Genomic DNA, 14,162 nt, shown 5'->3' with positions numbered 1-14,162 from the left:
TTTCTATTTTTGAATTTTGACTTTTTAATTTTGACTTATCCGGCCACCGGCTCGGGCGTAGGCAACGGATCAGCATAATGTGCTAAACCATAATTCCTTGTTGTTGCTTCGCTTGCATTAGTAACGTGCCATTCAAACTCATCTCTGAAGTGGCGGATAGCGCTGGCCACCGGCCATGCTGCCGCGTCGCCAAGCGGACAAATCGTGTTGCCTTCAATTTTTTTAGAGATATCAACCAACAGGTCCATATCACTTTGTTTACCATGACCGTACTCTAAACGGTGCAATACTTTCTCCATCCATCCGGTACCCTCACGGCAAGGCGAACATTGTCCGCAGCTTTCATGATGGTAAAAACGGGCAAAGTTCCAGGTATTCCTAACAATGCAGGCATCCTCGTCATAAGCAATAAAGCCACCGGAACCTAACATGGTGCCGCTCACAAAACCACCATCGCTCAATGATTCATAACTCATCAGGCGTGGCTCGTTATTCACTGTTTTCAGGATCAGGTTAGCCGGCAAAATAGGTACTGATGAACCACCAGCCACAACCGCTTTTAAACGTTTGCCATTGGCAATACCACCGCAATATTCGTCGGAGTATATAAACTCTTCAACCGGTAAGCCCAGGTCAATTTCATAAACACCAGGTTTTTTCAGGTTACCACCGGCCGAGATCAGCTTGGTTCCTGTACTTCTGCCGATACCCAGTTTAGCGTATTCGTCGCCACCTTCGTTAATGATAGGCACAACTGCTGCAATAGACTCTACGTTGTTCACCACGGTTGGGCAACCATACAAACCAGCAATAGCCGGGAATGGTGGTTTAATACGCGGGTTACCACGTTTGCCTTCCAGTGATTCTAACAGGGCGGTTTCTTCACCGCAGATGTAGGCACCGCCACCGGGTTGTACATAAAGCTCCAGATCATAACCCGAGCCTAAAATATTTTTACCCAGAAAACCTTTGGTCTTGGCTTCGGCAATAGCTTTTTCCAGGATCCTGATCTGTGGCATCATTTCGCCACGAACGTAGATGAATGATGTATTGGCGCCCAGCGCAAAACTCGATACGATCATTCCCTCAATTAATAAGTGAGGGATATAGGTCATCAGGTAACGGTCTTTAAAAGTACCGGGTTCCGATTCGTCGGCATTACAAACCAGGTAACGTGCTACACCTTCGGGCTTGGCCAGAAAGCTCCACTTCATACCGGTTGGGAAACCCGCACCGCCACGCCCGCGTAATCCGGATTTCTTTACTTCCTCCACAATCGCATCGGGCGACATGGTTTTAATAGCTTTTTCAACAGAAGCGTAACCACCCTTGGAGCGGTAAACATCAAAAGTATTGATGCCGGGTACGTTTATATGTTCTAATAATAATTTGCGTCCCATGATACTGTTAATTTTTTGCCTTTGCTGTTAAATCGCCTATCAGTTTATCAACCGACTCGTTGGTCAGGTTTTCATAAAAAGTATATTCAGGGCCAATTTGTAAAACCGGACCGAAGCCGCAGGCTGCCAAACATTCTACACCGCGCCAGCTAAACAGGCCATCGGCAGTAACTTCACCCTCTTTTACACCCAGCTTTTGCTCAATATGATCCATGATCTTTTCGGCGCCTACCAGGCAGCAACCGCTGGTACGGCAAACCTCCAGTACATATTTACCCTGCGGGCGTAAAAAGTACATGGTATAAAACGAGGCAACTTCGTATACCTCGATAGGTAATATATTTAAGTAAGCGGCTACTTTATCCATGGCAGGTACACTCACCCAGCCAAACTCGGCTTGTACCAGGTGCAAAATGGGCAGCAAGCCCGATTTTTGTTTTCCCTGTGGATAACGGCTTACAACATCATCAAATTTACTGATCAGTTCCGGCGAAAAGTCAACCGGTACCTGAGTATCTTCCACTTTAAGCATCTAACTCTCCGGCTATAACGTTTAAACTACTCATGTTAATAATAGCGTCTGATAACAACATACCGCGGCTCATTGGCGCATACATCTGGTAATTGATAAAGCTTGGTCTGCGGAAATGCAGGCGATATGGGCTGCGTCCGCCATCGTTCACCAGGTAAAAGCCCAGCTCGCCATTGGCACCTTCTACCGAATGATATACCTCGGTATTTGGGGTAGGTATTTCGCCCATCACAATTTTAAAGTGATAGATGAGGGCTTCCATGTTATTATAAACTTCTTCTTTTGGAGGCAGGTAAAACTCGGGCACATCAGCGTGGAAAACATCTGTTGGTTCTTTTTCCAGTTTTGCCAGGGCCTGTTCAATAAGGCGCAGGCTTTGCCACATTTCTTCGTTACGTACCAAAAAGCGGCTGTAAACATCACCATTATCGCCTACGGGAACATCAAAATCAAAGTCCTCATAGCTCGAGTAGGGGTTCATCGCCCTTACATCATAATCCACACCGGTTGCGCGTAATATCGGGCCTGTCCAGCTAAAGTTTAATGCTTCTTCGGGTGTAACGGCTGCTACTCCCCTGGTACGGTCAACAAAAATACGATTACGGTTAAACAGCGATTCAAATTCCTTTAATACCTTAGGGTATCCGGCTATGAATTTACGCAGCTTGGCAAATGCTATAGTATTAAAATTACGTTCAAAACCACCTATGCGACCTATATTGGTAGTTAGCCGCGAGCCGCAAACCTCTTCATAAATTTCATAAATATGCTCGCGCCATTGCATCATGTAGGTAAAGCCGGTTAGGGCGCCTGTATCTACACCCAAAATAGCGTTACAAACAATATGGTCTGATATGCGGGCCAGTTCCATGATAATGATGCGCAGGTAATCAACCCTTTTTGGCGTGGTGATGCCCAGCAGTTTTTCAACCGTCATATGCCAGCCCATGTTGTTGATAGGCGATGAGCAATAGTTTAAACGGTCGGTGAGCGGGGTTATCTGGTAAAAAGGCCTGTGTTCGGCAATTTTCTCAAACGCGCGGTGTATATAACCAATGGTTGATACGCCGCTCACAATTCTTTCACCGTCAATCTGCAGCACGTTTTGAAATACACCGTGGGTTGCAGGGTGAGTTGGCCCCAGGTTCAGGGTTGAAAGCTCGCTTTGCGGATCGTTGTCTGTATATACAGGATGATTTTGCATCAGTATAGTTTTTTAATCAGTATCGAGTAATTAGTATCAAGTATCAAGACTGTTGTTATGTGCCGTTTAAGCGCTTAAAAAATCTTGATACCTGATACTAATTACTTGATACTAAATTTTATATGTGTTATCTTCCGAAGAAGTAATCCTTTTTATCAACACGGTTAGGGTCTTCCAATGGAAACTCTTTTCGCATCGGGAAAGCCGTCATGTCATCAACATTCAATATGCGGCGCAGATCGGGGTGGCCGTCAAATATAACCCCAAAAAAGTCATACGTTTCACGCTCCATCCAGTTGGCGCCTTCCCATAAAACAGTAGCTGTTGGGATATGCACATCGCCATCAGCTAAAAAAACTTTTATACGGATGCGCGTATTTGTTGTAAGGCTATGCAAATGGTAAATAATACCAGTTTGCTTTTCCTGCTCAGGGTAATGTATGGCGGTAATATCTGTTAAAAATATAAACCGAAGCGCATCATCAGTTTTTAAAAAGGTTAACAGATCAATGATCTGTTCGCGACCGGTTTCTACGGTAAGCAAACCATACGGCTCGCCCACAAGGCTTACCTGCTGATCAAATTTCTCAGCAATTCTTTTTAAAAGCTCTTCGTTAGGGATCTGGGCCATTATTGAATTCCGTATTTAGCTAACAACTCCTGGTACTTAGGCTCGTTTCTTCTGCGAAGCGATTCTGTTTGTACCAGCTGTTGAATATTAATAAAACCATCGATAATAGCTTCGGGACGGGGCGGGCAACCGGGCACGTAAACATCAACCGGTATTACTTCATCGATACCCTGTAAAACAGAATACGTATCAAATATGCCACCACTTGATGCACAGGCGCCTACAGCCATTACCCAACGGGGTTCGGCCATTTGCAGGTATACCTGTCTTAATACAGGAGCCATTTTTTTGGCGATAGTGCCCATAACCATTAACAGATCGGCTTGGCGGGGCGAAAAGCTGATACGCTCGGCGCCAAATCTGGCCAGGTCATAATGAGAAGCCATAGTAGCCATGAATTCAATACCACAGCATGAAGTGGCAAATGGCAGGGGCCATAATGAATTTGAGCGTGCTATACCTATTACTTTATCAAGCGAGGTAGCAAAAAATCCGGCGCCTTCTACTCCAGCAGGAGCGTCAACTAATTGAATATCACTCATTGAACTATTTTAATAGAAATCCACTATCCGGAAAAGACGGATAACGAGCGCAAATTTACAATAATAACCATGTAAAAAGTACACGATGACCATCCGGAAGCCATATTTAGAATCAATCTAAAGAGGGATTTTAATGTACAGATAGGAGAATTTTATATGTGCAGATGATTTTGTCTGAACCTGAATCTGCAGAATTTAAGAATTAACTGAATCCTATCATCTGCCTATCCGCACATCTACATATTTGCCCATCTAAACTTAATCCCAGTCCAAAGCTTTCTTTTTTATTACGTATATAAAACCTAATAAAAGTGTAGCCATGAAAATGAACATTTCGATCATGCCCTTGGTGCCCATCGCTTTAAAATTTACAGCCCAGGGGTACATAAATATTACCTCCACATCAAACAGCACAAACAATATGGCTACCAGGAAATATTTGATGGATATAGGGGTACGGGCGTTACCCACTACCTCGATGCCCGACTCAAAGGGGGTCAGTTTATCCTTAGTTTTACGTTTAGGACCAATTTTATGTGTTACAAACATGGTTGTTACCACAAAGCCTATAGCCACCAACATCTGAAATATGATGGGTAAATAATTAACTGGTGTACTGTGTAATTCCATGCTGCAAATATACTAATGCAACCATAATAAAAAAGGCCTCTTTTTGAAGAGGCCTTTTTTATTTTTAGGCAATAGGTATAAAGGATAAGCCTTTATATCTCCCGTTATAAAACCTTATTTGCTTTTACCAGCACCGCCTTTGCGGGCAAAGAAAGCAGCAGCTTGTTTATTAGTTGGATCTGCCTCCCGGGCTTTAGTGTAATTCTCGGTTGCTTTGGCGTCATCCTTTGCTTTAAACTCGTAATAAGCACCTAAGTAAGAGTAAGCTTCTGCCAGATATGGTTTATCCGTATCAGCAACGGGTTGTTTAGCTGTTAATAAAGCTATGTATTGCTCGTAATATGGTTTAGCATATCCATTAGTTGTATTTCTGCTTGGCTCTCTTAAATCATTAGCCCTGGCCTGGTAAAGTGCTACCGCTGCAAGTGGTGCCGCTGCTTTATGTTGTATATAACTAAACGCAGTGTCGGCTTTTATAAGCAACATAGTATCAGCTACCGGCTTTGGAGTAGCAGTACTATAATACTGCAATTTAAATGCATTGTAATAACTTACACCTTCTTTTAAATAATCATTCAACGTAGCTGTACGTGATTTAGAAATAAATGCCTTGTAAGCATCACCAGCTTCGGCATATTTCTTTTGGTTATAAAGGCTTTTAGCAATCTCACCATAAACATCAGCCTGAGTTGTATCTAATGTTAATGCTTTCCTTAAGGTATTGATACCTAAAGAATCCTGATTCGATGCTATTTGTATACGGCCAAGGTATAAATAATCACGTGGCAGGATACGTTTTGGCTCAGCCTTCTGGAACCAGGTGTTCATAGCGCTTAAAGCAGCTGGATAATCTTTGTTCTCATAAGCTGCATAAGCCTGGTAACGGTATGCCCTTGCATTGCTGTTTGCTGATTTGGAAAGATCTGTAGATACTTGTTGCAAGTCTTTGTAATTACCAGACATCAATAAGAAGTCGGCATAGTGCATTTGTGATTCTACAGACTGATCAGTCAGGCTGATATATTTTTTGTAATGATCGGCAGCCTCTTTGATTTTGGCAGATGCCATTTTCGGGTCTGTATTGGCCCAACGCAGGTCTGTTTCGGCCCATTCGCGATAAGCCGGCCCGTAGTTAGGGTCGATAGTTAAGGCATCCTGAAATTGTTTTTCAGAATCTTCAAAGTTATTGGCAAACTGCCATAAAACACCGGTAGCTACTTTTGCAGCCGGGTTTTTAGGATCGATGGTTGCTGCATCAGAATAAGCCTGATAAGCTTCGTTGCTCTTTAACTGTGAGCGGTAGGCATTACCCAAAGTGATCAACAAGTCGGCATCTTTAGGGTTTACTACCTTACCTTTTTGTAAAACCGCAATAGCAGCATTAGCATCGGCAGCCGCCACTTTACCGCCGGCCGGAACCAATAAATAAGCCTCGCCTACGTATTGATATGGTTTTGAGCTTTTACCCGCCAATGTGATAGCCTGGTTAAAGTTGTTGGTTGCTCCGGCGTTATCTTTATCTAAACGGGCAACAGCGCCTAAACCGGCATAGTTTAAAGCCGATTTAGAATTTACGGCAATACCTTTGTTAAAAACCGTTTTTGCCGAGTCAGCATAATCTTGTTTAATATATACCCAACCCAGGTAAAAAAAGTTCTCATCCTTATCGGCTTGTGTTACCGTAAGGTTTTTAAGCATCGATTTAGCTTTCTGATACTGTTCGGCGTCAATAGCTTTTTTGGCGTCGGCTAGACTTTGCGCAAAAACTGATGAACCCCCTAATAACAGTCCTAATGATGCCGTAGCTATTTTACTGATCATTTTCATCTTTAATTAAAATTTATTTTTTATACTAATCTCTCTCGTTGGTATAGAATCGGGCAACAGGCCCGATTTTAGTATGATACGCTGGCCTACCTGGCTGCCTAAAAAGTTGGCAAACCCCATGGCCAAGCCTACCTTGCTGGTACAATTGATTATATAAAGCCCTCTGCTTAAAGGGTACTGTTTTAAGACAAGCGACTCCTGCGAGGGTTTAAAATAAGTGTCCGGGTATTGTTTATTTGACTCATCCCTGACACCTACTATTTTAACGTTATCTACGTATCCCGCATAATCTTTATCCGGATCATTCAACCAGCTAAAACCGGTTATACCTAATGCATCGGGATGCTCGCTTACATATTTTAAAACCTCTTTATTTGATTTAAGGGCGTAAATATTTTTTTGTGTAAATCCTTTGCTTCCGCTAAAGTCCTTCAAATATCTTACCAAACTCGAATTTGGGTTATCAAAAACAATAGTTCTGTTTAAATCGGCCTGTCCGGTGAGCATTTTTTTCAATTGCCCTACAGTAATGGTCGTATCATTAGAAGCCTTGTTTACAATAAGCGCAACGGCGTCAATGGCAAAACGTAATGTTTCAATAGCCAGTGTCCTTTTAGTGAGCACAGCACGCTCATCGGCGGTAAGCTCACGCGACAGGATGGCTACGCGAACACTATCGTTGAGCAGGTTATTTACGGCCTCATTCTCTGTTTTATACAAAACATTGATTTTGGCATTGGGATTTGCATTTAAAAAAATATACAGCTCCTGGTCTAAAATAGGCGAAAAAGAAGCATCGGCTACAAATGTTGCTGTACCTGCTTTAACATTATTATCACCAGCAAATTTTGAGGTTTTTTGTTTACAAGCCTGTAAGCCTGCTATCAAAAACAATGCGAAAAATAAAAGCTTACCGTTAATATTAATTTTCATACTGATCCTTCTTAAACAACCTCGAAAACCGCAGAATGGAATAGGCAATAACAAAGGCTCCAAAGAGCATGCGCTGGTACCGCGGTAACTGTAAAGGCAGCTGATCCCAAAACATGATCATTAAGCCCAAAACAATAAAACAGACAAAGGTGACTGCGCCTAAAATAAACAAAAACCGCCTTTTGGGCGATTTTTGTTCTTTATTAATATTAAATGGCATTATTCGCTGGCTAACGTAAAGCTGATAGGCACACTATATTGTACACGTACCGGACGACCATTCTGGATACCAGGTTTCCAGTGTGGAGAGTTTTTCAATACACGAACGGCTTCTTCGTCGCAACCACTACCAATACCTCTGGTAACTTTAATGTCTGTTAACGAACCGTCTTTTTCCACAACGAAGGTACAAATTACCCTACCTTGAGTTCCGTTTTCACGGGCAACTGCAGGGTAACGGATACTTTTACCCAAATAGCTACCAAATTTTTCCAAACCTCCCGGGAATTCCGGAACTTGCTCTACCGAGGTAAAGATCTGGTTAGGATCGGCTTCTACTACTTGCTTAACATCCGAGTTACCTACCGGCTCATCAATTCTAATGTCGGCATTTGGGTCACCTTTCTGATCTTTCTGACCCGGGTCAGCAACCGCCAATTCTTTTACAGTTGGTGGATCTTTCTCCTTAACCTCGTTATCTGGTTTTACAACCGGAGGAGGGAAACGTACCTGGTCAACCTTTGGTTTTGGTGGTTCAGGTGGCGGCGGAGGTGGTTTTTTGGTTTGATCCACAGGTGGTGGAGGTAACAGCACAACGTCTGTTATCTTCACTTTTTGATCAGCTTTAGGGATAAGTCCCTGAATCCTGTTGATAATAGTAGGCAAAGCAACAACAAATACAAACACAATAATGGCTATAATAAGCGATTTGCTTGTATTTTTGGAGTTATCTCTTCTCAGCTCGTAAGCCCCGTAGGCCTTATTTCTGCTACTAAAAACAACGTCGATCCATTTCTGATCCAATATATCTAATTTCGATCCAAACATCTTTTAAGATTTAATGGGTTAATGTAACGTTATTTTAAATTAATTTATTATTAGTATAAACCATCTTTCTTGAGTAACTCGATCTCAACTGGTGAAATATCAACTATACCATAACTGGATATATTGGTAATATTCATCTCATCAAGAGCGGCAACTACGTTTTTGTAAGTTGATTTATCACTTGGTTTAATTACAACAAACATGGTTTTACCTGTTTTTTCTAAAACCTCTTTACTTTTTTCAATAAGGGTTTTACGCAAACCGTCTTTGCTGTAATTATCAATGGTTGGTGCCGATTTTCCGGGCTCACCCAAGTACCACTCCAGCTTATCATTGCTGCCCAATAACAAGGTTAATGAGCGTGAAGCAGCAATAGCTAATTGATCCTTGGTTTTTTCGTCCTTATCAGGCATTGCAAGGTCCATAGCTTTTGGCTTGGCCAATGTTGTGGTCATGATAAAGAAAGTGATCAACAAGAAGGCCAAGTCAACCATCGCTGTCAAATCTACACGGGTGGATTGCTTCTTACTGCGAACCTTCCCGTCTTTGTGTTTGCCTCCCCCGGAGGTGTCTAATTCTGCCATGATCTTTTATTTTTTAGGAGCAGCGCCGCCGCCACCTAAGCTTGTTATTAAACTAAACTTGTTCACTTTTTGCTTTTGCAAAATGCCTATAACATCTTTAATAACCGGGTACTCTTCCTTGCTGTCGCCTTTAATAGCTATACGCAGTTGCACGTTATGCAATGCCACGGTAGCTTTACGGGCCTCACGTATCCAGTTAAACAATTCGTTACTTACCGAATCACGTGGGATACCTGGTTTGTTAAGTTTTTTCTGGTCATCAGCTGATAAAGCAATAAACTGATGCAGTTGAGCAAATGGAACACCTACTGATGTAAGTGTAGAAAACCTGTTCAACTCATCTGGCGTAAATGTTGTTTTATAAATTTCGCCCATTTGAATTAAGGTTTGCTTGCGCAGATCTACACCCTCCATTCCAAAAAATGCTTTCTGTGAACCTACAGAAATAGTAGCGAAGTCTGATTCCGGGATCGGCTGCTGTATCGATGATTTTGGAATATCGATAGGAACCGGGTCCTCGGTACGGACCTTCGCGGTCATGATAAAGAAAGTTAGCAGCAGGAACGCCACGTCGCACATAGCGGTCATGTCAATCGCTGTACTCTTTCTTGGAACTTTTATCCTTGCCATATTTGATTTTTTTTAAAATATATAGTTTACAATAATTATTAATACATCCACGCATTATTCCTGATTACATATAGGACAAACGGGGGGACGAAAGCTAATTAACCTATATATTTATTATCTGTTGGCATTTTTGTGTGAAGCAGCAAATGTTTGTACTATGCTGAAACCTGCTTCGTCAATGGCGTAAGTTAATTTATCAATTTTTGATGTAAATACGTTGTACATTACGATAGATACAGCAGAAGTACTGATACCGAATGCAGTGTTGATCAACGCTTCAGAAATGTGAGCAGATAGTTCGATCTGGTTTGGTACACCTGATACCGCTAATGAACCGAAGGCCTTGATCATACCCACAACCGTACCTAACAGACCGGTTAATGTACCGATAGATACCAAAGTAGCGATGATAGTTAAGTTTTGCTCTAACATTGGCATTTCCAACGCAGTTGCTTCTTCAATATCTTTCTGAATAGCTAATACTTTTTGGTCAACGTCAAGATTTGGTTCAGCTTCCATTTCAGCATATTTTTTCAGTGCCGATTTGATAACGTTTGCTACAGAACCTTTTTGTTTGTCGCACTCTGCTGATGCGCCAGAAATGTTACCAGCATTCAGTTGTGACTGGATCTTTCTAACAAAAGCATCTACACTGCCAGTACCTGAAGCTTTGCCGATAACTACGAAACGCTCAATTGAGAAAACGATAACCATTAACAAAAATGCCATGATCACCGGTACGATTACACCACCACTGTGAACCTGTCCAAATGGGTCTGTTGGGTAACCATTAACATCACCACCTTTGAAGTGGCTTGGATCGCCCAGAACGAATATGAAAATAAGAGTAGTAACAATCAGACAGATTGGAATAGTTAAGGATGCAAACAAGCCAGATGCACTTGAGCTTTCTTTGTTAACAGGAGTAGTTGGTTTTGTTGGTGCGTTTGCCATTACTTTTAAATTTTAGTTTTAGTTTTTGTTTATATTATAAGTTTGTTAAATGTGCTTTTGAATTAGCGAATAACAAAAATAGAATTTTAATGAAATAAAAAAATCTTTTATGTTATTCTTTACAATTTTTTAATACCGAATTACATTTTGTCCCTAATTGGTCATTATTAACGTAACAATGCTTAAATATTGTGTGTTGCCACGACAATTATTTGCAATGAAAACCATTTTTTTTTAGATTATCAAGCATTAACTGATAAAAATTGTGTTACTAATATGTTACAATATTAGTTTTAAAGCCGTTTTATAGCGGGCCGGGAGTAGTATAACGCTAAATATTTTTTTTTATTTTAGTGTACATTGTACGTTTTGTTATTTATTACCCGCCCGCCTTTTTAGCCTTATATCCATCGGTTTGCAGCAAAGTCAGGATCTTATCCCTGAAATCGCCCTGTATAAGTATTTCGGCATCCTTTACCGAACCACCAACACCGCATTTAGTTTTCAATTTTTTGCCGATCAGTTCCAGATCAGCATCGGTGCCGATAAAGCCCGAAACCCGGGTAACCAGCTTGCTGCCCCCCTTACGGTCGAGATAAATTTTAAGGTTTTGCTGCTGCGGTGGTAGTGTTTGCGCAGATTGCCCACCATTTTCCTGGTACTCAAAATCAGGATCGGTTGAATATACTACCCCGGTGAAATTTTTCTTAGCCATAACATTAGTTTTGAAGCGGGAGCGAGAAGCGTGTTGCCAAAACAGAATTCCCTAAATCAGACACCCGCACCACACACTCGCTCTCGCTCTTTTACTTAATTCTTTTTATACGTTGGGCCCACAATAACTTTTAACGAATTGGGCACTATATTAATATGTATAGCGGTACCCATTACTTGCGGCTCACCGTCAAGATGTATAGGTCCTTCGGTTTGGCGGGTTACATTAATTTGTTTACCGCGTATAATTTCAACATAACTGGTACTCTCTGATGTTTTGGTGAGCATACGGATACCCATTTCCGGAAAGCGCCACAACGGGAACTTACGTATGAGGCAAACATCAAGCAAACCATCCTGCACGGATGCCTTGGGCGAGATGTGCGCGTTGTTACCATATTGCGATGAATTGGCAATGCTTAGCATAAACGCGTTACGCTCATAAACCTTACCATCAATCTCAATATGATATTGCTGTTCGCCATAGCGGGATATTTCTTCTATGGATGATTTGATATAGGATATAAAACCCCGCTTTTTGCCGTGCGAAAATACTTCACTGATGTGGGCGTCGAAACCCATACCTGCCATATTAAAAAACGGCTGCCCGTTCACCGTTCCCGAATCAATGGTTTCCGCATTGCCTTTTACCAATGCCTGTATGGCCTGGTTAGGGTTCATGGGCACACCTAAAAAGCGGGCCAGCCCGTTACCCGATCCGTAAGGCACAATACCCAGGGCTGTATCACTCCCTACTATGGCCGATGCTATTTCATTTACCGTACCATCGCCGCCAACAGCCACAATAATATCATATTTGCCTACGGCCTCCAGCGCGATGATCCGCGCGTGCGATACGCCATCGCTAAAAACAATGGTCGCGTCAAACACCGCCTTATCAATATTCTGATCAATAAGATCGGGCACCCCGTCCTTCTTCTTCCCTCCCGATATGGGGTTTATTATAAATAACGCTTTACGTTTCAATTATCTGTATTATTTCAGCCCCCAAAAGTAAATGTATTTTCGGCTTTGTGAAATTTGTTTTATTTTTGCCACCCGAAAGTGGACTGATTTAATTGCCTTTATAACACAAGGCTGGATTGCAACCACGTAAAAAAGTGCTAAAACCAACGCTTCTTTTTACCTCGATCCGTTAAAACTTACTCCTTTCGGTTTTTTTAATTAATTTTTTATCAAACTTATATGCCATACTTATTTACCTCTGAATCCGTATCAGAAGGACATCCGGATAAAGTTGCAGACCAAATATCAGACGCCCTCATCGATCATTTTTTGGCGTTCGACGAAAATTCAAAAGTTGCCTGTGAAACACTGGTAACCACCGGACAGGTAATTTTAGCCGGCGAGGTAAAATCAAAAGCTTATTTAGACGTACAAAAAATTGCCCGCGAGGTGATCAATAAAATTGGTTACACCAAAGGCGAATATATGTTTGATGGCAGCTCTTGCGGTGTACTATCGGCCATTCATGAGCAATCGCCGGATATTAACCAGGGTGTCGACCGTCAGGCTAAAGAAGAACAAGGCGCCGGCGACCAGGGTATGATGTTTGGTTATGCCACTGTTGAAACTGATAACTACATGCCCCTGGCACTGGATATTGCCCACGCCCTTTTAATTGAGCTGGCAGCCATCCGCCGCGAAAACAACGAGATCAAATATCTGCGCCCGGACGCAAAATCGCAGGTTACCTTGGAGTACAGCGACGACAATAAGCCGCAACGCATCGATGCCATTGTGATATCAACCCAGCATGATGATTTTGATGAGGAAAAAGCGATGCTGGCCAAGATTAAACAGGATATCATCAGCATCCTGATCCCTCGGGTTAAAGCCAAATATCCAAAATACGCTCACTTCTTTAACGATCAGATCAAATATCACATCAACCCAACCGGTAAATTCGTTATCGGAGGGCCACATGGCGATACCGGCTTAACCGGTCGTAAGATCATCGTAGATACCTACGGTGGTAAAGGCGCGCATGGGGGTGGTGCTTTCTCTGGCAAAGATCCGTCGAAAGTAGATCGTTCCGCGGCTTATGCAACCCGTCACATCGCCAAAAACCTGGTAGCTGCCGGTGTTTGCGACGAAGTACTGGTGCAGGTATCATACGCTATTGGTGTGGCCCAACCGATGGGTATTTATGTAAACACCTACGGCACAGCCAAAGTAAACCTGCACGATGGTGAAATAGCAAAAAAAGTAGAGGAAGTATTTAACATGACCCCGTACGCTATTGAAACCCGCTTTAAACTCCGCAACCCTATATACAGCGAAACCGCGGCTTACGGTCATTTCGGTAAACCAAGCGAAGTGGTAACCAAATCATTCATTGCTCATGACGGCAGCGAACTGAAACGCGAAGTAGAACTGTTTACCTGGGAAAAACTGGATTACGTTGACAAAGTAAAACAGGCTTTCGGTTTGTAAAACCAAGCAGCGTCGATTTAAGATAACTTTTATACATTTAAGCCACCTTAACAGGTGGCTTTTTTTATTTTAACCAA

15 protein-coding genes are annotated in these 14,162 nt (G+C 42.2%); 1 reads left to right on the top strand and 14 read right to left on the bottom strand.

The genetic code is table 11. The features are described from left to right. Nucleotides 1-35 precede the first annotated feature (35 nt). The 14 genes from nuoF to ACTJKG_RS24870 all read right to left on the bottom strand — a co-directional run bounded on the left by nuoF (nt 36) and on the right by ACTJKG_RS24870 (nt 12,615). Nucleotides 36-1,400: an NADH-quinone oxidoreductase subunit NuoF gene (nuoF, locus tag ACTJKG_RS24935; protein WP_440740704.1), complete on the bottom strand. Its 1,365-nt coding sequence runs from the start codon at nt 1,398-1,400 to the stop codon at nt 36-38. Nucleotides 1,401-1,407: 7 nt separating this feature from the next. Beyond that, the gene (locus ACTJKG_RS24930; RefSeq protein WP_172335754.1) at nt 1,408-1,932 is read right to left on the bottom strand and encodes an NADH-quinone oxidoreductase subunit NuoE family protein; all 525 of its coding nucleotides are present in this window, start codon (nt 1,930-1,932) and stop codon (nt 1,408-1,410) included. Beyond that, the gene (locus ACTJKG_RS24925; protein WP_172335755.1) at nt 1,925-3,136 is read right to left on the bottom strand and encodes an NADH-quinone oxidoreductase subunit D; all 1,212 of its coding nucleotides are present in this window, start codon (nt 3,134-3,136) and stop codon (nt 1,925-1,927) included. The genes ACTJKG_RS24930 and ACTJKG_RS24925 overlap by 8 nt, the downstream gene beginning before the upstream one ends. Before the next feature lie 127 nt (nt 3,137-3,263). Continuing rightward, nucleotides 3,264-3,767 (bottom strand): NADH-quinone oxidoreductase subunit C, encoded by a 504-nt coding sequence (locus tag ACTJKG_RS24920; RefSeq protein ID WP_172335756.1) that lies wholly within the window; start codon nt 3,765-3,767, stop codon nt 3,264-3,266. After that, a complete protein-coding gene (locus ACTJKG_RS24915) occupies nt 3,767-4,309 on the bottom strand; it encodes an NADH-quinone oxidoreductase subunit B (RefSeq protein ID WP_172335757.1) in 543 nt (180 codons plus the stop codon). Before ACTJKG_RS24915 ends, ACTJKG_RS24920 begins: the two co-directional genes overlap by 1 nt. Before the next feature lie 258 nt (nt 4,310-4,567). After that, nucleotides 4,568-4,939 (bottom strand): NADH-quinone oxidoreductase subunit A, encoded by a 372-nt coding sequence (locus ACTJKG_RS24910; RefSeq protein WP_172335758.1) that lies wholly within the window; start codon nt 4,937-4,939, stop codon nt 4,568-4,570. A 114-nt stretch (nt 4,940-5,053) separates the two neighbouring features. Continuing rightward, on the bottom strand, nt 5,054-6,760 hold the full coding sequence (locus ACTJKG_RS24905) for a tetratricopeptide repeat protein (protein WP_440740703.1): 1,707 nt from the start codon (nt 6,758-6,760) through the stop codon (nt 5,054-5,056). 12 nt (nt 6,761-6,772) lie between these two features. Continuing rightward, the gene (locus ACTJKG_RS24900) at nt 6,773-7,699 is read right to left on the bottom strand and encodes a PstS family phosphate ABC transporter substrate-binding protein (protein WP_172335760.1); all 927 of its coding nucleotides are present in this window, start codon (nt 7,697-7,699) and stop codon (nt 6,773-6,775) included. A 219-nt stretch (nt 7,700-7,918) separates the two neighbouring features. After that, nucleotides 7,919-8,746 carry an energy transducer TonB gene (locus ACTJKG_RS24895; RefSeq protein ID WP_172335761.1) on the bottom strand — a complete coding sequence of 276 codons (828 nt, stop codon included), beginning with the start codon at nt 8,744-8,746 and terminating at the stop codon, nt 7,919-7,921. Between the two features lie 50 nt (nt 8,747-8,796). Further along, a complete protein-coding gene (locus ACTJKG_RS24890) occupies nt 8,797-9,330 on the bottom strand; it encodes an ExbD/TolR family protein (protein ID WP_172335762.1) in 534 nt (177 codons plus the stop codon). Nucleotides 9,331-9,336: 6 nt separating this feature from the next. Next, nucleotides 9,337-9,960 (bottom strand): ExbD/TolR family protein, encoded by a 624-nt coding sequence (locus ACTJKG_RS24885; protein ID WP_172335763.1) that lies wholly within the window; start codon nt 9,958-9,960, stop codon nt 9,337-9,339. 114 nt (nt 9,961-10,074) lie between these two features. Then, entirely contained in the window at nt 10,075-10,914 is an 840-nt protein-coding gene (locus tag ACTJKG_RS24880; protein WP_172335764.1) for a MotA/TolQ/ExbB proton channel family protein, read from the bottom strand. Between the two features lie 379 nt (nt 10,915-11,293). Beyond that, nucleotides 11,294-11,629, bottom strand: a complete 336-nt coding sequence (locus ACTJKG_RS24875; protein ID WP_440740702.1) for a translation initiation factor — start codon at nt 11,627-11,629, stop codon at nt 11,294-11,296. 95 nt (nt 11,630-11,724) lie between these two features. Continuing rightward, nucleotides 11,725-12,615, bottom strand: a complete 891-nt coding sequence (locus tag ACTJKG_RS24870) for a diacylglycerol/lipid kinase family protein (RefSeq protein WP_440740701.1) — start codon at nt 12,613-12,615, stop codon at nt 11,725-11,727. 219 nt (nt 12,616-12,834) lie between these two features. Between ACTJKG_RS24870 and metK the strand changes: the two genes are divergently transcribed. After that, the gene (metK, locus tag ACTJKG_RS24865) at nt 12,835-14,085 is read left to right on the top strand and encodes a methionine adenosyltransferase (RefSeq protein ID WP_172335767.1); all 1,251 of its coding nucleotides are present in this window, start codon (nt 12,835-12,837) and stop codon (nt 14,083-14,085) included. Nucleotides 14,086-14,162 lie beyond the last annotated feature (77 nt).

The organism is Mucilaginibacter sp. 22184, from assembly GCF_052045695.1.
In the GTDB taxonomy this organism is placed as follows: Bacteria; Bacteroidota; Bacteroidia; order Sphingobacteriales; family Sphingobacteriaceae; genus Mucilaginibacter.
Note: the sequence above shows the minus strand (reverse complement) of the source record. Positions and strands in the feature narration are given on the sequence as shown.

Bases quoted from the DNA above. Each gene is read 5' to 3' on its own strand.
- ACTJKG_RS24920 (WP_172335756.1), bottom strand. From the start codon at position 3,767: ATGGCCCAGATCCCTAACGAAGAGCTTTTAAAAAGAATTGCTGAGAAA.
- metK (WP_172335767.1), top strand. From the start codon at position 12,835: ATGCCATACTTATTTACCTCTGAATCCGTATCAGAAGGACATCCGGAT.
- ACTJKG_RS24895 (WP_172335761.1), bottom strand. From the start codon at position 8,746: ATGTTTGGATCGAAATTAGATATATTGGATCAGAAATGGATCGACGTT.
- ACTJKG_RS24910 (WP_172335758.1), bottom strand. From the start codon at position 4,939: ATGGAATTACACAGTACACCAGTTAATTATTTACCCATCATATTTCAG.
- nuoF (WP_440740704.1), bottom strand. From the start codon at position 1,400: ATGGGACGCAAATTATTATTAGAACATATAAACGTACCCGGCATCAAT.
- ACTJKG_RS24875 (WP_440740702.1), bottom strand. From the start codon at position 11,629: ATGGCTAAGAAAAATTTCACCGGGGTAGTATATTCAACCGATCCTGAT.
- ACTJKG_RS24915 (WP_172335757.1), bottom strand. From the start codon at position 4,309: ATGAGTGATATTCAATTAGTTGACGCTCCTGCTGGAGTAGAAGGCGCC.
- ACTJKG_RS24925 (WP_172335755.1), bottom strand. From the start codon at position 3,136: ATGCAAAATCATCCTGTATATACAGACAACGATCCGCAAAGCGAGCTT.
- ACTJKG_RS24885 (WP_172335763.1), bottom strand. From the start codon at position 9,960: ATGGCAAGGATAAAAGTTCCAAGAAAGAGTACAGCGATTGACATGACC.
- ACTJKG_RS24930 (WP_172335754.1), bottom strand. From the start codon at position 1,932: ATGCTTAAAGTGGAAGATACTCAGGTACCGGTTGACTTTTCGCCGGAA.
- ACTJKG_RS24880 (WP_172335764.1), bottom strand. From the start codon at position 10,914: ATGGCAAACGCACCAACAAAACCAACTACTCCTGTTAACAAAGAAAGC.
- ACTJKG_RS24905 (WP_440740703.1), bottom strand. From the start codon at position 6,760: ATGATCAGTAAAATAGCTACGGCATCATTAGGACTGTTATTAGGGGGT.
- ACTJKG_RS24900 (WP_172335760.1), bottom strand. From the start codon at position 7,699: ATGAAAATTAATATTAACGGTAAGCTTTTATTTTTCGCATTGTTTTTG.
- ACTJKG_RS24890 (WP_172335762.1), bottom strand. From the start codon at position 9,330: ATGGCAGAATTAGACACCTCCGGGGGAGGCAAACACAAAGACGGGAAG.